This window comes from Pseudoalteromonas sp. CNAT2-18.1, from assembly GCF_022347865.1.
GTDB lineage: Bacteria > Pseudomonadota > Gammaproteobacteria > Enterobacterales > Alteromonadaceae > Pseudoalteromonas > Pseudoalteromonas ruthenica.
Map to the genome: position 1 here is coordinate 118,918 of NZ_JAKRFR010000007.1, position 18,720 is coordinate 137,637.

16 protein-coding genes and 2 tRNA genes are annotated in these 18,720 nt (G+C 48.6%); 9 read left to right on the forward strand and 9 right to left on the reverse strand.

Annotated elements, in window-relative coordinates:
- The first annotated feature begins 5 nt into the window (after positions 1-5).
- The 4 genes from MHM94_RS16180 (at position 6) to MHM94_RS16195 (ending at position 6,629) form a co-directional block, all read left to right on the forward strand.
- Complete coding sequence (locus tag MHM94_RS16180) at positions 6-3,128, forward strand: efflux RND transporter permease subunit (RefSeq protein WP_053911053.1); 3,123 nt, start codon at positions 6-8, stop codon at positions 3,126-3,128.
- 211 nt (positions 3,129-3,339) lie between these two features.
- On the forward strand, positions 3,340-3,909 hold the full coding sequence (locus MHM94_RS16185) for a hypothetical protein (protein WP_022944957.1): 570 nt from the start codon (positions 3,340-3,342) through the stop codon (positions 3,907-3,909).
- A 58-nt stretch (positions 3,910-3,967) separates the two neighbouring features.
- Entirely contained in the window at positions 3,968-6,040 is a 2,073-nt protein-coding gene (locus tag MHM94_RS16190) for a S9 family peptidase (RefSeq protein ID WP_235420001.1), read from the forward strand.
- A complete protein-coding gene (locus MHM94_RS16195) occupies positions 6,033-6,629 on the forward strand; it encodes a DUF938 domain-containing protein (RefSeq protein WP_235420059.1) in 597 nt (198 codons plus the stop codon). The genes MHM94_RS16190 and MHM94_RS16195 overlap by 8 nt, the downstream gene beginning before the upstream one ends.
- Here MHM94_RS16195 and MHM94_RS16200 read toward each other — a convergent pair.
- The 3 genes from MHM94_RS16200 to MHM94_RS16210 all read right to left on the reverse strand — a co-directional run bounded on the left by MHM94_RS16200 (position 6,600) and on the right by MHM94_RS16210 (position 9,652).
- Complete coding sequence (locus MHM94_RS16200; protein ID WP_235420000.1) at positions 6,600-7,739, reverse strand: GNAT family N-acetyltransferase; 1,140 nt, start codon at positions 7,737-7,739, stop codon at positions 6,600-6,602. The two genes, MHM94_RS16195 and MHM94_RS16200, sit on opposite strands and share 30 nt — an antisense overlap.
- Position 7,740: 1 nt before the next feature.
- Positions 7,741-9,081: an alpha/beta fold hydrolase gene (locus tag MHM94_RS16205; RefSeq protein ID WP_235419999.1), complete on the reverse strand. Its 1,341-nt coding sequence runs from the start codon at positions 9,079-9,081 to the stop codon at positions 7,741-7,743.
- Between the two features lie 85 nt (positions 9,082-9,166).
- Positions 9,167-9,652 carry an Lrp/AsnC family transcriptional regulator gene (locus tag MHM94_RS16210; protein WP_045979413.1) on the reverse strand — a complete coding sequence of 162 codons (486 nt, stop codon included), beginning with the start codon at positions 9,650-9,652 and terminating at the stop codon, positions 9,167-9,169.
- Positions 9,653-9,768: 116 nt separating this feature from the next.
- Here MHM94_RS16210 and MHM94_RS16215 point away from each other — a divergent pair, with 116 nt between their 5' ends.
- Positions 9,769-10,944 carry a monodechloroaminopyrrolnitrin synthase PrnB family protein gene (locus tag MHM94_RS16215; RefSeq protein ID WP_235419998.1) on the forward strand — a complete coding sequence of 392 codons (1,176 nt, stop codon included), beginning with the start codon at positions 9,769-9,771 and terminating at the stop codon, positions 10,942-10,944.
- A complete protein-coding gene (locus tag MHM94_RS16220) occupies positions 10,944-12,059 on the forward strand; it encodes an aminotransferase class V-fold PLP-dependent enzyme (RefSeq protein ID WP_235419997.1) in 1,116 nt (371 codons plus the stop codon). Before MHM94_RS16215 ends, MHM94_RS16220 begins: the two co-directional genes overlap by 1 nt.
- Here the strand turns inward: MHM94_RS16220 and MHM94_RS16225 are convergent.
- The 4 genes from MHM94_RS16225 to MHM94_RS16240 all read right to left on the reverse strand — a co-directional run bounded on the left by MHM94_RS16225 (position 12,037) and on the right by MHM94_RS16240 (position 13,776).
- Positions 12,037-12,651 (reverse strand): flavin reductase family protein, encoded by a 615-nt coding sequence (locus MHM94_RS16225; protein ID WP_235419996.1) that lies wholly within the window; start codon positions 12,649-12,651, stop codon positions 12,037-12,039. The genes MHM94_RS16220 and MHM94_RS16225 overlap by 23 nt on opposite strands.
- 605 nt (positions 12,652-13,256) lie before the next feature.
- Positions 13,257-13,349, reverse strand: a tRNA-Ser gene (locus tag MHM94_RS16230).
- 23 nt (positions 13,350-13,372) lie between these two features.
- A tRNA-Ser gene (locus tag MHM94_RS16235) sits at positions 13,373-13,463 on the reverse strand.
- A 172-nt stretch (positions 13,464-13,635) separates the two neighbouring features.
- Complete coding sequence (locus MHM94_RS16240) at positions 13,636-13,776, reverse strand: hypothetical protein (protein WP_022944967.1); 141 nt, start codon at positions 13,774-13,776, stop codon at positions 13,636-13,638.
- Between the two features lie 277 nt (positions 13,777-14,053).
- On the opposite strand from MHM94_RS16240, the gene MHM94_RS16245 reads away from it, so the two are divergent.
- The gene (locus MHM94_RS16245; RefSeq protein ID WP_235419995.1) at positions 14,054-14,917 is read left to right on the forward strand and encodes a YegS/Rv2252/BmrU family lipid kinase; all 864 of its coding nucleotides are present in this window, start codon (positions 14,054-14,056) and stop codon (positions 14,915-14,917) included.
- Here the strand turns inward: MHM94_RS16245 and MHM94_RS16250 are convergent.
- The gene (locus MHM94_RS16250) at positions 14,874-15,821 is read right to left on the reverse strand and encodes a DMT family transporter (RefSeq protein ID WP_045979409.1); all 948 of its coding nucleotides are present in this window, start codon (positions 15,819-15,821) and stop codon (positions 14,874-14,876) included. The genes MHM94_RS16245 and MHM94_RS16250 overlap by 44 nt on opposite strands.
- Before the next feature lie 92 nt (positions 15,822-15,913).
- Here MHM94_RS16250 and MHM94_RS16255 point away from each other — a divergent pair, with 92 nt between their 5' ends.
- Complete coding sequence (locus MHM94_RS16255; protein ID WP_235419994.1) at positions 15,914-17,359, forward strand: PLP-dependent aminotransferase family protein; 1,446 nt, start codon at positions 15,914-15,916, stop codon at positions 17,357-17,359.
- A 9-nt stretch (positions 17,360-17,368) separates the two neighbouring features.
- Here MHM94_RS16255 and MHM94_RS16260 read toward each other — a convergent pair whose 3' ends face one another.
- Positions 17,369-18,160 (reverse strand): YggN family protein, encoded by a 792-nt coding sequence (locus MHM94_RS16260; protein ID WP_235419993.1) that lies wholly within the window; start codon positions 18,158-18,160, stop codon positions 17,369-17,371.
- Between the two features lie 340 nt (positions 18,161-18,500).
- Here MHM94_RS16260 and MHM94_RS16265 point away from each other — a divergent pair, with 340 nt between their 5' ends.
- Entirely contained in the window at positions 18,501-18,689 is a 189-nt protein-coding gene (locus MHM94_RS16265; RefSeq protein WP_022944972.1) for a hypothetical protein, read from the forward strand.
- Positions 18,690-18,720: the final 31 nt, after the last annotated feature.

Below are 18,720 nucleotides of genomic sequence, written 5' to 3' on the forward strand. Positions count from 1 at the left end.
CGATAATGCAACAGCAAAAACAAACCGGCATTATCGCTTACTTTGCCAATAACCCTGTGGCTGCCAACTTGATGATGTTATTCATCATCATTATGGGTATTGTGAGTTACATGACCATCCAGCGGCAGATGTTTCCCAATGTTGAAGTCAACTATATCACCGTTCAGGCTAATTACCCGGGGGCCTCACCACAAGAGATTGAAGAAAGCATCCTGATCAAAATTGAAGAGTCACTTAAGGATGTAACTGAAATCGAAAAAGGGGTGTATCGTGCCTTTCGCAACTCAGGAAGCGCGCAGTTAGAGATAGACCCAGATGTTGAGCTCACCGATGTTTTAGATAAAGTTAAGCTGCGTGTTGATGGCATCGCGACCTTTCCTGCGGGAATGGAGCCTGTCACCATTAGCCAAGTAGAATTCCGCCAAGATGTCATAGGCATGTCTTTGGTGGCTGATTTACCTCTGACAGAACTCAAGCCTATAGCCAATAACATTGAGGATGAGTTACTACAGCTAAGCAATGTGTCGTTGGTGCAAAACGATGTGCCACTCGATGAGATTGCTATTGAAATCAAGCCTGATACTTTGCGCCGTTATAGCCTCACACTTAATGATGTGGCTAGTGCGGTAAGACGTTATTCGGCTAACTTCTCCGCTGGTCAATTACGTACCGATGCCGGCATTATCTCTGTGCGTGTAGAGGCGCAGTCATACTCTGGTGAGGAGTTCCGCTCTATTCCAGTGAAAGTTGGTGCTAATGGCGCTAAGGTCTTACTGCAAGATGTGGCGGTAATAAAAGACGGTTTCACCGAGGGTGAACGTTATTTCAAGTTCAATGGTAAAAACGCCATTTACCTCAGTGTGAAAGCAACCAAAGAACAAAATATGATTCCCGTGGCCGAATCGGTTAAAGCCTATATCGACAGTAAGAATGAGTCGCTCCCCTCTGGAGTGCGTCTTGTACCCTTGATGGATATGACTTACTACCTCAATGCGCGCTTGGACATGATGCTGAAAAACTTGTTCCAAGGGGCCATTTTGGTGGCCATTATGTTGAGCTTGTTTTTACGTTTTAAATTGGCTCTGTGGGTGATGGTGGGCTTACCAGTCTGTTTCTTGGGTGCCCTGATGACCATGCCGTTATTTGGCATTAGTATCAATATCGTATCGTTATTCGCCTTTATCATGGTACTTGGAATCGTGGTGGATGATGCCATTGTCATAGGCGAAAGTGCCTATACCGAAATTGAGAGAAAAGGCGGTGGCGTTGAAAATGTGGTGCGCGGCGCTAAACGTGTCGCCACACCGGCGACCTTCGGGGTGCTTACTACAATGGCGGTATTCGCGCCGTTTACATTATCAAGTGGTCCTGAACGAGCCTTCTTCTTCGGTATCGCCGTGGTAGTGATGGCGTGTTTGGCGTTTAGCTTAATTGAATCAAAACTGATTTTACCTGCGCACATCGCTCATACTAAGTTCCCACCTATTAAAAAAGATGGGTTCAGAACGCGCTTTAATACTCGGTTCTTTGCTTTCGTCAATGGCCCTTACCGACGCACGGTAGAAAAGTGCATCGAGTGGCGTTGGGTGGTGCTTTTAGGTTTCATCGGTATGTTAGTGCTCAGTTTTACACTTATAGCCAGCAACCATGTGCGTATGGTTCCCACACCAAAAGTGCCGCATGACTTCCCGCAAATTAATATCGAGATGAACGATAATGCCTCGGACATGCAAACTATCCGAGCGGTGCAAAAAATTGAAGCCATGGTGCGTGAAGTTGATCGCGAAACCGAACAACAAGCTGGGCAAAAAATGGTGCGTGATTTGTTGGTGTTTAACCAAGGCCGCACGGAAGCCACAGTATTGGCGCCACTCGTTGAAGAGGAAATTCGTCCTTATAACGCCTTTGAATTGTCGCGCCGTTGGCGCGAAGCTATGCCAGAAATAGCCGGCATTAAATCACTGACTATCCAAGATGATGTCAACGGTAATCCAGGAGGAGACGGCGAATTCGGTTACCTACTATTTGGTTCCGATATCGATACGCTTAATGCCGCTGGGCGTCAGTTTATCTCCATGCTGCAACAGCAAAAGGGGTTGTTTGATATTAGTTCAACCATCGACCCAGCAAGCAAGGAAGTGCAGCTTAGTCTCAAGCCAGTGGCCTATGACTTGGGTCTAGATTTGCAAGATATTGCTAATCAAGTTGGGGCAAGTTTCTATGGTGGTGAAGCGCAACGGGTGATCCGCAATGGTGAAGAAGTACGGGTGATGGTGCGTTACCCTAAACTCACGCGCGAGGCGTTCTCATCGTTAAAACACACCGTAGTGATGACTCCTAGCGGTCAAGAAGTGATGTTAGGTGATGTGGTTGAACTTCAAGAGCGCCCGGGTGTGAGCTATATCCGCCGCGAGGGTGGTTACCGCACCGTCTATGTGTATGGCAGCATCGATGAAGAAATGGTGGAGCCAACAGCCGTTGTTAAACGCATTAAAGAAGACCTACTGCCACAGCTAAAAGAGGACTTTCCCTCGGTTAAAACTGAACTTGGCGGCTCCATTGAAGAGCAGCAAGCGCAGGCAAATGAGCAAATGCTGTTTTTCATTGCGGGAATGATCATTGTTTATATTCTTTTGGCTGTGCCGCTGAAGAGCTATAGCCAGCCATTCATTGTGATGTCGGTGATCCCGTTTAGCTTAACAGGGGCATTGTGGGGGCATTTTTGGTTCGGCCTTGACCTCAGTACCATGTCTTTCTTCGGCCTAATCGCCGCCGCCGGTGTGGTTATCAATGACTCATTGGTAATGACTGACTTTGTCAACCAAGCGCGTCGTGAAGGACACAGCACGGCCAGGGCAGTGGTTGAGGGTGGCTGCGCCCGTTTTCGTGCTATTACCCTGACGTCGATTACTACCTTTGCCGGTGTCCTACCCATTATGTTCGAAACCAGCCTACAAGCTAAATTCGTCATCCCTATGGCCGTAGCATTAGGCTTTGCGGTAATGTACGCAACGTTACTGACACTCATTTTAGTACCTTGCTTATATATGATACTCGCTGACGTGCGCCGAGCATTTGTTAAGTTCTGGCAGTTATTCAGTCGCAGGCCAAAAGCGGCAAAGGCGTAAGCAACTAATAGAAGGGAAGGAGACTTCCCTTTTTTAGTATCAAAGTATTATATTGCCTCAATAAACCAATACTTTATTGCGCTATGGCAAAGGGTGAAAGTAGAATATTAATCTTTCAGCTGGTTAAAAATTAAGTTACCTTTAAGTTTTAATTAAGCTTTATTGGGTTGCTACCTGGTTTGTTTAGGAAAGCCAAATTGTGAGGTTTGCAATGGTGAAGTCTTTACCCGAAAGTGAATGGATCAGCGTGGGCACGCTCAGTAGTCATACCCAGTTGTTTCGTGGCGACGTGGTTGAAGTAGAAGTATACGACACCCAAGGGCTAGTCAAAGATCTCAGTTTTGTCATCAATATTGAATCGGACCAGCAAGGGGAACCTCAGAATTGGTCCCGTGAAGTGGCGCAATACATTAACACTCATATCCCTTTAATGCAGGCTGGGCGCATGACCGAGCAAGGATTGATTGTTGGCTATCGTGGTAATGAAATTTATGCAAGTAGTCGCTGTGGCATTACTGAGGTAGTCATTAATTATAACTGTGTAGCTAAAAGCCAAGATCAGGTAGGAGAAATGGCTTCCGGCTATGATCACATTTTTCCTGTTAACCACGAGTCCTATCGCGCTGGTGACCGAGTACTGCATTTAGCGACTGGAAAGGTGTACCGTTGCAAGCCTTGGCCGTATACCGAACTGTGTCGTTTGGGTGGTAAAAACCACGATCAATACGAACCAGGCGTTGGCTTAAATTGGCAAACAGCTTGGCAAGAAGTAGAGGAATAGTCGCCCTGTTGAGCAAATGATACACTGACGGCTCAGTTTCAGTGTATTGAGGTCATTTGTGCAAGCACCCATCGCCAAAAAGGTTCCCCACTTACTTTCCCACCATGGTCAGCAGCGCCAAGATGATTACTATTGGATGCGTGATGATAAGCGTGAAAACCCCGAAGTTCTAGCGCACTTAGAGGCGGAAAATCGTTATTGTCAGCAAATGCTTTCATCTACTGCGCAGCGCCAGCAACAGCTGTTCGCCGAGCTCAAAGGGCGCATAAAGAAAGACGACAATACTGTGCCGGTCAAAGATGGCGCCTACTGGTATCACAGCGAAGTCAGTGGTGATGAAGAGTACGGTCGACATTTTCGTGCCACCAGTTTTAGTGGTGATAATAAAACCCTACTGTTGGATGTTAATCAGCTTGCACAAGGCCATGACTTCTATGATTTAGGTGAGGTGGCAGTGAGCCCCAATGAGCAGCTTCTTGCCTATGCCGAAGATACCTCGGGAAGACGTATCTACACCGTGGCGTTTAAAGATCTCGCCACCGGTGAGCTGCTTAGCGACACACTCACTAACACCGAGGGCCAGGTAGTCTGGGCCAACGATAACCAAACAGTTTTTTATGTGCGTAAAGATGAACAAACACTGCTGGGTTATCAGGTGTTTCGTCATCGCTTAGGTACGGCGCAAGAGCAAGACGTGCTGGTATACGAAGAGAGTGACCGCAGCTTTTACATGGGGCTGGGCAAAAGCCGTGACGAGAGCCTGATCTTTATCGATTTAGAAGCCACAGAAACCAGCCATACCTTTGCTATTGATGCCGATAACCCGTGTGCTCCAGTAACGGAGCTGCTGCCGCGCACCCAAGGACACCTGTATGATATTGATAAGCTAGGTGAGCACTTTTATATCGTCAGCAATTGGCAGGCGAAGAACTTCCGCTTTATGCAAGCCACTGCTGCGCAATTAGCCGACTTACAGCAATGGCAAGAGCTTGTTGCCCACCGCGATGATGTTTTGTTAGAGAGTGTCGAGCTGTTTGAGCACTACTGGTTGCTCACCGAGCGCCAGCAAGGGCAGATAGGCTTTGTGGTGTACCAGCACCGCCAAGGCAAGGTGGCGGGAACGCCGATGCCACTGCAATTTGCCGACCCCTGTTACTTTGCCGGTGTGGCCATGAATCCCGAACCGAATGTGAGCAAGGCGCGGGTGTTTTATTCGAGCTTAACAACGCCGGGTAGCTTGTTTGAGTTTGATTTGGCCACGGGTGAGAAAACCTTGTTGAAGCAGCAGCAGGTGGTGGGTGAGTTTAATGCCGATGACTACGCCAGCGAACGCTTGTTTATCACTGCGCGTGACGGTGAGCAAGTGCCTGTTTCTCTGGTATACCGCCGTGACTTATTTAAAGGCGATGGCAGCAACCCGTTGTTACAGTATGGTTATGGTGCCTATGGCATTACCATCGATCCAAGCTTTTCTAGCACCATCCTGAGTTTACTCGATCGTGGCTTCGTCTATGCTATTGCGCATATTCGTGGCTCAGAGATGCTGGGCCGGCAATGGTATGAAGCAGGCAAGCTCAAATATAAGCAAAATAGCTTCAACGACTTTATTGATGTTACAGAGGCGCTGGTTGCTAAGGGCTATGGAGCCGAGGATAAAGTGTTCGCCAGCGGCGGTAGTGCCGGTGGCCTACTGATGGGGGCGGTCATTAACCAGGCTCCGCATTTGTATCGTGCGATTGGCTGTCATGTGCCCTTCCTTGATGTACTGACCACCATGCTGGATGAGAGCATTCCGCTGACCACCAACGAGTATGATGAATGGGGTAACCCCAACGACGAGGGCGATTATCAAACCATCGTGGCTTATTCCCCGTACGATAATATCAAGGCGCAAGATTATCCCCATATTTTGGTAACCACTGGGCTGCATGACTCACAAGTGCAGTACTGGGAACCGATGAAATGGGTTGCGAAAATGCGCGAGTACAAAAGCGATAATCATCTATTGTTATTTAAAACCGACATGGAGTCGGGTCATGGTGGGGCTTCTGGGCGATTCAAAAGCCTGCAAGAGAAAGCCCTTGAGTTTAACTTCTTCCTACATACTTTGGCTGAAGATGAGCATCAATAAACCTTTTTCACAGGCGTGTGAAAACAATAAAGCGCCAATATTGGCGCAATTACAGCGTATTTTTAAAAATACTGAGCAGGTGCTTGAGATTGGCTCGGGCACCGGTCAGCATGCTGCTTATTTCGCTCCTCGATTGCCGCACTTATTGTGGCAAACCAGCGACTTACCTGCTAACCATGATGGCATCGAGCTATGGTTGCAAGAGGCACAGTGTGACACCCTGTTACCGCCATTGTCTCTCGATATCGGCGAGCCTTGGCCGGTATCGCAACCAGATGGTATGTTCACTGCCAATACCCTCCATATTGTCAGTGAAGCGCTGGTTGAGGCGTTCTTTGCAGGTGTTAGTGAGCATTTGCCATTGCATGGCCAGTTATGTATTTACGGGCCATTTAAGTATCAAGGTCAGTTCACCAGTGCCAGCAATGCACAGTTTGATGCCATGCTCAAACAACGCGATCCACTCAGTGGTATTAGGGAGCAACAATGGCTGGTCGCCTTAGCCAAGCAAGCGGGGCTGACCTTGATTGATGATGTAGCGATGCCTGCGAATAATCAGTTACTGCACTTTGAACGGACTAAGCGCTAAGCATTGTTGTCTATACAAGTCCAGCTGCGCACTTTCGCGAGCCACAAAGTCCGTTAATGCGGCGGTGAATGGGCTGTCACAAAAGCGATGGCAGGAGTGGGTGAAAATCGGCGCAAAGCCACGAGCGATTTTATGCTCCCCTTGAGCGCCGCTATTAAAGGTTGTTAGCCCCTCGTTTATACACAATTCAATACCTTGGTAATAGCATAGTTCGAAGTGCAAGTGCTGGAATTGCTCATCGCAACCCCAATATCGACCGTACAAGGTTTGCTGGTCGCGCAGATAAAGGCTTGCGGCGACAATGGTGCCTTGGTGCCAAGCGCTGATAATGACCAAATGGTCAGCCATCAGCGTGAGTAGCCGGGTGAAAAAGTCTGCAGTTAAATAGCCCAGGTGGCCTGAGCGCTTGAGGTAAGTTTGCTGGTAAAAGCGGATCATTGCATGCATTAACTCGGGGCTAATTTCCCGGCCTTGATGCACTTGTACCTGCAACTGCTGCGCCGCAATCTGTGCTCGCTCTTTTAATACTTGCTTGCGCTTACGAGACTTCAGTGCGCTACAGAAGTGTTCGAAGTTGTTATAGCCGTGATTGCGCCACTGAAACTGTACGGTTTGACGCTTCAGTAAAGGGGTATTTGCCAAGTGTTGGCTGACGTCGTCATTGTAAAAGTTGATATGCCATCCCGACCATTGCTGTTGCTCGGCTTCGTGATCTAGGGCGTTGGCGAGGGCGATAGCCGCTTGCTGTGGGTCAATATCATGGTAAGCGATACGCGGGCCGGTGATGGGCGTAAAGGGGATGGCGCTAAGCCATTTAGGGTAATAGTCAAAGCCGTATTGCTGGTAGGCCTCGGCAATACTCCAATCAAATACATACTCGCCATAAGAGTGAGACTTTATATAGCCTATACATAGGGCGACCAGCTCCTCACCTCGGTATAAACCTAGGTGGTAGGGCTGCCAGCCGGATTGTGCGCAGGCGCTCCCGGATTGCTCTAGGGCGTAAATAAACGGATATTGGCTAAAAGGGTGAGCGCTGAAAAACCGTTGCCAAGTGGGTTGTCCAACCTCGGTGACCGACGTAAAGAAGCGATGCGTCAGTGCCCCCATGTTACTGCATGACCCGAGCTAAAAACGCGCTCATATCTTGCTCTAGCTGCGCATAAAACGGGTTATAGGTCAGGCGCTTGAGCGGCCGCTGCTGCGAGAGGTTAGCGGCGGTGCGCTCACCGACGATCACCTCACCCACTTTGCATTGGCGGTAGCGGGCATCATCCTCTAAATAGCTGCCGCAGTTACGATAAAGCCCTTGCCGACCATAGTACGGGTGCTGTGGCGCGTTGACCACTCCAATATGAGAGATATCAATAACGTCCTCACAAGGAGGCTGTCCACGCTGACATGAATAACTCCGAATATCGAACGCGGCCCCTAACAATGCTCTAGCAGCTTGTTGTTGACCATAAAACACCAACATATCGTGCCGAGTTTGCGGACGTTTTTGTGGGTCATGCCATACCTTAAGCATATTTAAGGTCGCGCGTGCATCAATGGTGGTATCGACTTCGCTTTGAACAACAAATAACGGAATATTGGGCAGCTCGGCTTCAGTCAGCGCATCTTGACTAATACGCGACATGGCTTGATGGGCTAAAGCAGCGGCAGCGAAAGGAAAGCTTTCATATTTGGCGAAATCTATGTCGGCGTCTTTATCAATCCAGTTTACGAATGGAACCCGATCAATCCACTTTGCTAGCCAGCCATTTTTATTATGTGGTTCACTGGCGGGAGACCAAAGCATAAGGGCGCGGATATTGGCTCTATCAGGCTCGGCTACAAGCTCGGCCATGGCTAACGCCGCACCGGTTGAGTAGCCGCCAATCACCACCTGTTTGAACTCGTTAGCGGCACGGTTTATGGCATAGTGAGCAAGTTGCTGCCACTGCGAAAACTCGGCATCCTGAAGCTGAGCTGCGGCACTGCCATGGCCTGGTAACAGCACTGTCCGCACGGTGAAACCTTGGCGATAGAAATAGGCCGCGAGGCTATGATAGCTAAAAGGGGAGTCTGTGAGGCCGTGAAACAGCAACGCAACCTTGTCATTATTATGCTGACGCAGCTCAAATGGGCTGAGTAAATGATGCACCTGAGTATTGGCAGGAAGCTGTTGTTGCTGCTGCAGCAGTTGCACTGTGGCTGTGTTTACGGGGCAAGGAGTGTGGGCGCGGGGATTGTGTGTCTTTAGCCACTGATTGGCACGGCGTAAATAGGTAGCAAAGCTAGGGTTGTCGCTGATATCAACCGCAGCTTGGCCATCACCAATGGCGTAGCGGTAGCGGCCTTGTTCTTTCGCCGCCGTTATGGTGTCGACATCGCTGACTATATCGAGGCAAGTTTCGCTGCTGTGGCCTACACCGCTGATCAACATCAGCATAAAAATAACGATACGCATGGGAGTACTCCATCAATCCAAGTTAGCAGCATACCAAAGCACTGCACTGACAGCTAGCGGATAGCGAGCAACCCTGTATATACAACTACAGCGGCAGCTGCCAGCGAGAGAAACGTTGTTTTAAAACCACGGTGGAGTCAATGGCGGCAATCTCCGCAAGGCCTCCGAGAGTATGTTTGACGAAGTGTTCGTAGTCACCGAGATCTTTGGCAATAATTTTTAGCAAATAATCATACTCACCGGTGATCACCGCACATTCCTGTACCGCTAAAAAGCCATCCACTTGGCTTTCGAAGTTATCGGCAGCCTGAGCGGAGTTTTGCTGCAATTTAATAAGCGCATAGACGGTAACATGAAACCCCAGCTGTTGGGCGTTTAAACGGGCATGGTAGCCACGAATATAGCCAGCTTGCTGCAGCTTAGTGATGCGGCGAATACAAGGAGTATCTGAAAGATTAACGCGCTGCGCTAACTCGCTGACACTCATCCGGCCATTGTCTTGCAGCAGCGCAAGCAACTGCAGGTCCTTGGCATCTATTTTAATTTTTGAGTGGTTATCGCTATTTATCATTTATTAAATGGTGATTTTTATTATTTTTATGTGTTTATGTTAGTGGAGGTTAATAAAAAGCACCACCGGCTTTATGCTATTTTTACCTTATGTAAGGCAATATTTTTGTAGCTCCTATGACACCGCACGCACAGCAATTTGATGACTGGATCCGCAGTCGTTTTGTCGAAATTAATAATCAATTAGAACAGCGCTACCAAGCACAGGCCGATCGTGCCAATGTCCATGGTGTCGGCGATGCACTGAAGCAGCAACTCACAGACGAAGGAGACGCGTTAATAGCTAATTTAGTTGATGAGGGCAATACCGATGAGGGCTTCGATAGTGCCTTTGATTTGCTCGGCAATGTTGGCTTATATATGGCGGCGTGTCGGCGTCATGAAATCACCGAGCCGTCACGAGAAACGTATTCTCCGCTGCAACAAGCGTCGACTTTGGCTATGCATATTGGCGCGTCCATAGGCGTTACCCCTCGTTTTGCAACGGCGCATTTAACCACCCATAATCGCGCTATCAATGGCCAATATAAACGCTTTACTGATCTGCCCGATGAACGCTTGTTTGTTGACTATAACACTAAGGGCATAGTGGCCTTCAAGCGGGCCGCCGATGCGTTGTTGCGTATCCAGCCCTTGGGCATTTCTCACCCTGTGGTTCCTGATTTATTGTTAGTGGCCGAACAAGCGCTAAAAGATGTACTGGAGAGTAACCGCTATTTATTTCAGCACCTTGATGCACAGCAGTTCTTTTATGCCGTGCGCCCCTATTACAAGCCTTATCGGGTTGGCAAAGAGGTCTATCGGGGCGCCAATGCCGGTGATTTTGCTGGTATTAACGTGATCGATATGTTGTTGGGGTTATGCTGCGCCAATGAACCGGCTTATTCACAAATGCTGGTAGAGAAGTTTTTATACATGATGCCAGAAGATCAGCGCGTACTGCGCAATTGCATGCGTTTGCCGTCGATTATGGATGAGTTTTTAGCGGTGGCACCGCAGCAGCATAGCAGTTCCTGGTTTCAGCAAAACCTCAGAGCATTTTTGAGGGTGTGTAAATTGCATGGGCAAACGGCAATTCAGCACCATAACCAGCTGGTTGATAAGTATATTCGTATTCCTAATGAAAATCTTGGTAGCCAGCATCAAACGAAGGTAACGGCCAGTGGACCGCCCTTACCTGTGCTGTTGGCCGAACTCGCTAATCTGCGCGATAAGCGCGCCGCGCGTGAGCGCGATGATATTCACACCCGTTATCACGATATCGCCACATTAACGGCGTTGGTGGACAACTAATGAAAGATACCTTTGTCTTGCCTCAAGGGCCCTACTTACTCAGCCACTCGGTGGGTCGGCCATTAACAACCGCACAGCACGCCTTCAATGAGGCGTTCTTTGCGCCTTGGCAGCAGGGCCAACAAGAGCCTTGGTCACAATGGCTGCAGGCTATTGAACAGTTTACTCAAGCACTCGCGAGGTTGTTTAATAGCTCTGCTGGGCAATTTTGCCCGCAGGTTAATTTATCCAGTGCATTGACCAAGCTGATGATGGCCCACCCACGGCTAACGAAAGGTGGGTGCAAAGTGCTGCTCAGTGAGCAAGACTTCCCGAGTATGGGCTTTGTGTTGCAAAAAGCCTTACCTGAGGATTGTCAGCTGCGATTTATACCGGCTCACGAAGATGTCAGTGATGCTCAGGTATGGCAGCATTACTTAGACACTGAGGCTGATTTGGTGTTTGTTAGTCAGGTGTATTCCAACTCTGGGCAGCAGGCCCCGGTTGCTCATATCTGTGAGTACGCGAAAAAGCGGGGAGTGTTGTCGCTAATCGATGTAGCTCAGGGAGCGGGGGTGATCCCTTTGGATTTAACCGCAGTGGCACCCGACTTTATGATCGGCTCGAGCGTAAAATGGCTGTGTGGTGGACCAGGAGCCGCTTACTTATGGGTTAGTGAACAGCAATTAGCGCACTGTCAGCCCAAAGACGTGGGCTGGTTTTCCCACAGCAATCCTTTTGAATTTGATATTCATCATTTTGACTACCATCCCAGTGCCTTACGTTTTTGGGGCGGGACTCCCAATATTGCACCTTATGTTTTGGCCGCGCACAGTATTAGCTGGTTCAATGAGTACGGCATCGATAAGGTGCGTAACCATAACCTGGCCATGCAACAATTGCTGTGGTCGCACCTGCAGCAGTGGATTGTCTCGCCGAAGGAGCCCGAGAAGCGCAGTGGTACCCTGATTGTCCATGGCGGACGTCACCAACAGGCCCTGCTAGCGGAACTAAACAAAGCCTGTATCAGCGTCGATGAACGTCGCTTGGGTATTCGTATTTCACCGCACATCTATAATGATGAGCAAGATATTGCGGCGTTACTCAGCGTTGCTAATCGAGTATTGGGCGACTAAGCACGCTTTGACGGGTGGTATGCGCGTAGGCATCGCCACCTAGCTTACCTATAGTTGGCAAACGTTCCGGTGCGATGCGACCATCGACCAATAGAACATCATCAATGTCGATGGTTTTAACGTCGAGCAACATCACTTGCCCGCTTCCCGGCTCTGAGCCAAGTTCAATCACCTCTCGCAGTGTGCACTCGTAACGTACTGGCGCAGCGGCAACGCCTGGCACGGATACACTGTGGCTAGTATGTTTATCAATACCCACGGCCGTAAATTCACTGATATCACTCGGGTAGTTGGCGCAGCTTTGATTCATCGCCGTGAGCAAGTCTTCAGTGACAATATTGACGACACATTCTTTGGTTGCCAGCAAGTTTTTCAATGTGTCTTTCGGCTCTCCTGTGCGAGGTGTCACATGAGTAACTGATAACACCGGCGGTTGGCAGCTGGCCACGCTAAAAAATGAGTAAGGGGCGATATTATCGACGCCAGTGGCGCTGCGGGTGCTGACCCAAGCAATAGGACGAGGGGTGATGGCACCGACAAGGTGCTGATAAAGTTGTTGGCTAGACTCTGCGTCTTGGGTGTGTAGTAGCATAGTGAATATTCATCGCTGTTGATAGTGGGGCGCTATGGTGGCAAACGTGGTGAAAAAGTAAAGGCCAGGTTCTGATAACGGTTGTTGGGATAAGCGCTCGTACATCCTGTACTCGTCCCTACGGGCGCTCACCAAGTCCGCCTACTGGAAATTTAGTGATAGCGAACCCGCGCGTAAGATGACCGGGTTTTGATAGCGGTTGTTGGGATAAGCGCTCGCACGCCCTGTACTCGTCCCTACGGGCGCTCACCAAGTCCGCCTACTGGAAATTTAATTATAAAAAGCCGCGAGTAAGGTGGTCGGGTTTTGATAGCGGTTGTCGGGATAAGCGCTCGCACGTCCTGTACTCGCCCCTACGGGCGCCTTCGCGGCTCAAAATGTTCCGGACATTTTGTCGAACGGAGGGGGCTCACCAAGTCCGCCTTCTCGAAATTTAGTTATAAAAAAACCGCCGTAAAGGCGGTTCTCTTATAACTAATGGCGGAGAAGGGTCGAAGAAATCGAAGTATTGCTTCGCAGTTCTGAGACGCCGAAGGCTGGACGCTTGCGACTGGACGCCGAAAAGCAAAAAACCGCAACAATGTGCGGTTTTTTAACTTAACTAATGGCGGAGAAGGAGGGATTCGAACCCTCGATAGGGCTACAAACCCTATACTCCCTTAGCAGGGGAGCGCCTTCAGCCACTCGGCCACCTCTCCGGCGCGAATCAGTTTGTAAAATGTGGCGGAGAGATAGGGATTCGAACCCTAGATGGGCTATTAACCCATGCCGGTTTTCAAGACCGGTGCATTCAACCGCTCTGCCATCTCTCCATGGGCTAGGATAATACTGAGGCAAAACGCAGGTGTAAATAGAAAAACGGTCGTTTGCTTGATTTTTGTGCTAATTCAGTGAAATAGAGGGTATTTTAGACTGCGATGGGGGAAGGTTGAGGGTGTAAAGCTGGTTGGTGCCTTACACCCAAAGTAACATTAATCTAACTTATTACTTGTAACGAACGACGCCACTAAGAGCGAGTTCCTTACCGAAGCGGTTTAACTTTGCCAGCATTTTTGCTTTACGCTTGCTGGGCTTAACTGCGACTTGGCTTGCTGCCGTTTGGTTTAATGTGTTTACTGGGTTCATCTTGGTTGCTCCGCGCTATGTCTGTGTCTGAAAACATGGCTATTGTGAGGCTGAAGTGGTTAAAAATAAAACGATAAATTTTGGCCCTTTCGCATAAGTTTTTTTTATGTATTTTGCTTTTGTTAAGTTTCGGTTTAGTGTGTTTTATGCATGGTTATATTTGTGTGCTTTTACCTTGATCCTTATTATATTAAGGGTTTAAAGCTTGATAAGCTTTCTGTATTAAAATAGGCTGCATATTTATTCAGATAAAACATATTTGTTTTAAGGTGTCCATTTGCCGACTTGTTCATCTTGGTTGGTGGTCTATCACCCCAGTTACCAAAAAAAGTTGCTCGACCAACTCGAAAAATGTTTGCAGCAAGCGGCTATTGGTTACTCCTGCTTGGCTACGTCCGGGGATTTTGCGCGTGACTTAAAACGTTTGAAAGCGTGTAGCAATGGTTTAACAAGGGTTGTGGTGCTCGGTGGCGATGGCACCTTACACTTGGTTGTCAATGCGTTTGCCTACACCGCTGTTGAGGTGGCGTTGATCCCTTGTGGCAGTGGTAACGACTTTGCTCGGCAGTGGCGTGTTAGCCAAGCGCATTGGTTAGTTACAGCTTTACGGGCACCGGCGCAGCGTATCGACTTAGGGCGAATCAACGATCGTTACTTTGTTAATGTGGCTGGAGTTGGTTATGACGCTGAGGTGGTGCGCGCAACGCAAAATAAAAAAGGCCGATTAGCCCGTTGGCGATACAGCTGGGAGGGGCTCAAGCACTTGTATACCTACTCTAACCCGCAGGTCAGGGTAGAAATTGGTGGCAAGGTGACAAACCAACGCCAGCTGATGTGCTGCTTTGCCAATGGTCAGTTTTTTGGTGGTGGCATGAAGGTCGCGCCGGATGCCAATGTGACAAGCGGCGCTCTAAATTACCTTAGCGTTGCTCAAGGCGCGCCACTGCGCCAAGCTGTGGCGCTATTATATAGTTACTTTGGCGCGCATACCCGACTTGCACAGATCACCACAGCGGTTATAAAGCGCTGTGAGGTGACAACTGTAGGGTTGGGTATTGAAGCCGATGGCGAATACATTGGCACCACGCCCGCCGTGATTAGCTGCCAAGCGGACGCACTGCTTTTTGTGGTACCTCAGTAACACGGGGCTTACGAAAGCGAGCCGTTATTTTGTGCACTGGCGTGAGCACAATGGCATTGCCAAGCAGTACACAGGCAAAGCCATATACGGTGTTCGCTTGCCATACAAAGCCTTCAAATAGGGTGCTCAGTACCACAGCTACGAGCGGGAATAAGACGATCACATAGCTGGCTTTCTCAGGGCCAATATTTTTTAATAGCACGAAGTAGCAGGCAAAGGCGATGACCGTACCAAAGGTACTTAAGTAAAGCAGCGATAGCCAGTAACTCATTGTGGTTGCTGCGAAATCGACACTGGCGCCAGTGAGTATCACATACAAGCTTAAACCTAGGGTGGCATACAACATGCCCCAGGCATTGCCTTGTAAAATTCCGACCTCGGCTTGTGAGTTACGCACACTGACCATATTCCCTAACGATGCCACTAAGGTGCCCGATAACGCCAGCAGCAAGCCAATTAATACGCCATTGTTTAAATCCAACGACGAAATTGCCGGCCAAAACAGTACGGCAATCCCTACCACGCCCAGTAGGGCGCCAAAGTAAATGCGTTTGGCGATGGGACGAGAGAAAAACAGTTTGGTATTAATGATATTCATCAACAACAGCATACTGAACGCAATCGAGGCCAGTGCTGAGGTTAAATAGGCTTGCGCCCAATAGAGAATGAGGTAATTCGCGCCAAAATTGCACAATGCTAATAGGGCAAAAAAGACATGATCGCGGCGATTAAAACGCATAGGCAGGCGTTTGATGAGCACATACCCCCACATCAATAGCGCTGCTATGGCAAAGCGCAGCAATAGTGATACTTCCACGGGGACGCTACCTAGTTGAAACTCAATCGCCAGCCAAGTTGAGCCCCAAATGAGCACAGTGACCACATAAAGCAGGATGTTGTTCATGATGAATTCTCGTGATCGTAAAAGGTGGTATTTTAAAGTGATTCTGTATACTGTACATACACAGAAAAGTGATTTTGATACCTATACAGATTATGTCGCGGACGATTAACAAGCAGCGCGCTGTTTATCTTTATCAGCAAGTTGTCGACCTGATTAAAGATATGCAGCAACACGGCACCTTAAATGCAGGGGAAAAACTTCCCTCGCTGCGGGCCATGGCGCAGAAACTCTCGGTTAGCATTCCTACGGTACAGCAAGCGTATCAGGAGTTAGAACGTCAAGGGGTGGTAAGCGCCCGGGAAAAGTCTGGGTTTTACTCAAATGCGGCGGTGCTCCCGTGCAGCCAGCCAAAGCGCTCGCGATTGGCGCGCTCGCCCGTGGCAGTTAACAAGCAGGCATTAATTGAACAGGTTTTCGATGGTTTACATCAGCCCGGTGTGATCCCGCTGGGGATCGCCAACCCGGTGGCGGTGAGTGCCACCGATAAAGTACTGAGCCGAACTATGCGCAAGGTCATGAACGCAGCTGGCGATCAAGCAATTAACTATGGCCCACTGGATGGCTTTGCGCCGTTAAAAAAAGAGATCATTGGTCGATATTTAGATTTTGCCATCGGTGTGAATAGTGACGAGCTCGTTATTACCAATGGCGCGCAAGAAGCATTAAACATTGCGCTGCAATGTGTTACGCAAATGGGTGATATTGTCGCTATCGAATCGCCCTGTTACTTCGGCATCATTGAGATGATTGAAAGCTTGGGGCTGAAAGCCATAGAGATCCCAATGTGTCCGGAAGAAGGTGTCTGTGCAGATGATTTGGCGCGTGCCTTCGCAGAGCACGACATCAAAGCCTGTATTTTCTCTACTACAATTAGCAACCCCTTGGGCTCGCAAATGTCCGATGAGCGCCGCCAGCAACTGGTGCGCATGATTGAGGAACGAGGGGCGGTGCTTATTGAGGATGATGTGTATGGTGAATTGGCGTATGAACATAGTCATGCTAAACCGGCGCAATACTTTTCTCGCAAAGGGCAAGTGATCACCTGCTCGTCGCTGTCTAAAACAGCGGCGCCGAGTTATCGCGTCGGGTGGATGATTGCCGGTAAGTATGCAGCGCAAGCGCGGCGCTTAAAGCGGGCGATTAGCTGTTCATCATCATTGATGAATCAGTGGACCCTGTATGAGTTTATGAGTAGTGGCGATTACGACAAAAACTTACGTACACTACGCCAGCGCCTAGCCTTGAACAAGGAGCGCATGCGGGCGCTGGTGTTACAGCATTTTCCGGAAAAAACGCGGATGACTAATCCCAAGGGCGGCTGTGTCTTGTGGCTGCAGTTACCAAGCCAATACGATGTGATTGAACTTTTTCATTTGGCGTTGGACGCGGGGATCAGCATTACACCGGGCTCAATATTTAGCGCTACCGATAAATACCGTCAATGTGTGCGCCTGAGTTATGGTATTCCTTGGAGCGATAAAGTGGAAGTGGCAGTAGCGCGGTTGGGAGCGCTCTGCCAGCAAGTGCGAAAGGGGTGATTATTCCGACTATTTAGTAATTAAAAGCTGGAAGTCACTTAGTTCTGGGACCATGCTCACCAGTTGGGCCTCTTGCTCGGCCAACTCTGAGAATGAATGGCACAGGGCATCTGCGCGCTGCTCTATATTGGCGGCTTGAAGCTCAACACGCTGTTCAATTTGCTCACCCATGCGTTCCATGCGCTGCTCGAACTCGTCCATGTCGCCACCTGAGCTGACCATTTGTGAGCCCAGCGCCATCAGCACGCTGCCTATTGATTGCACCATCGCCTGTTCAACGGCTTGTTCAAAGTTTTCATCGAATTGTTGCTCAATATCTTCACCTAGCTCATCAAAGCTTTGTTTGCCCATCACAAACTCGCCATTTTGATAAAAGCTATGCTCGATATTGTTGCCAATATTATCCACGACCTGCTGTAACGCATCATTATGCTCAATGCCAAATGCTGTACTTACTTCCTCAATGGCCACACCGGCTATTTTCACGCCATCAAGGGCAATCTGAGCAACTTCAGGGACGTAACTACGCAGTTGCTGAGAGTAGTTATCCAGTGCTTGCTGCTGAGCCGCAGTCAGAGGCATAACTTCACCATCAACGAGCAGCTGCTGACCATCGTATACCATGTGTTGATTATCGACATTGGTGATTTGTATGCGTTCTGGGTTGATACGAATATCACTTTTAAACTCAATATCGCACTGTTGTGAACCAAATGAGAGGTTACCTGGCTTTTGCTCGTGTGCCAGTGCGCTTGTAGTTACCGTCATGGATGCAAAAAGAAGGGCTGCTGTCGTTTTCATTGTAATTATTCCCGTTGATTGTTGTTACGAGAGATACATTACAAATTCGGTGCCAAAATTATTACTCCATAATAAACAATAGGTTATGGATTTATGGTGAGCTGGCTTTTGCTAGAGATTTAAAAAAAAGCTAACTTTTAGTCGTTTTTAACAAGGTGTTAGTGAAAGTCGCACATTGATGATCAACGTCAATAAAAGATATTTGTTGAAACGATAAAAAAATCTCACTTTCCAGTTTTGCCATTTGCAGCTATTTATTCATTTTAAGGGCGTAGGCTCTTGGTCGTGGTGAAGCTAAGCTTGAGCCGCGCACAATGATTGTAATTAACTGGAGTGTATTGTGGGTAAAACATATTCCTATGATGCGTTAGATGACGAATTTGTTGAAGATGAATACGAAGCGATGGGGCGTAACCAACATGACCGTCGTAAGCGCAAGGTCAAAAAGAAGCTTGATGATTATCTAGAGCAGCGTAAGCTGCGGAAAAATCTCGGCTACGATGATTTTGACGATTACCTCAACGAGTAAAGTTAGGAAGGGGCGAAAGCCCCTTTTTTGT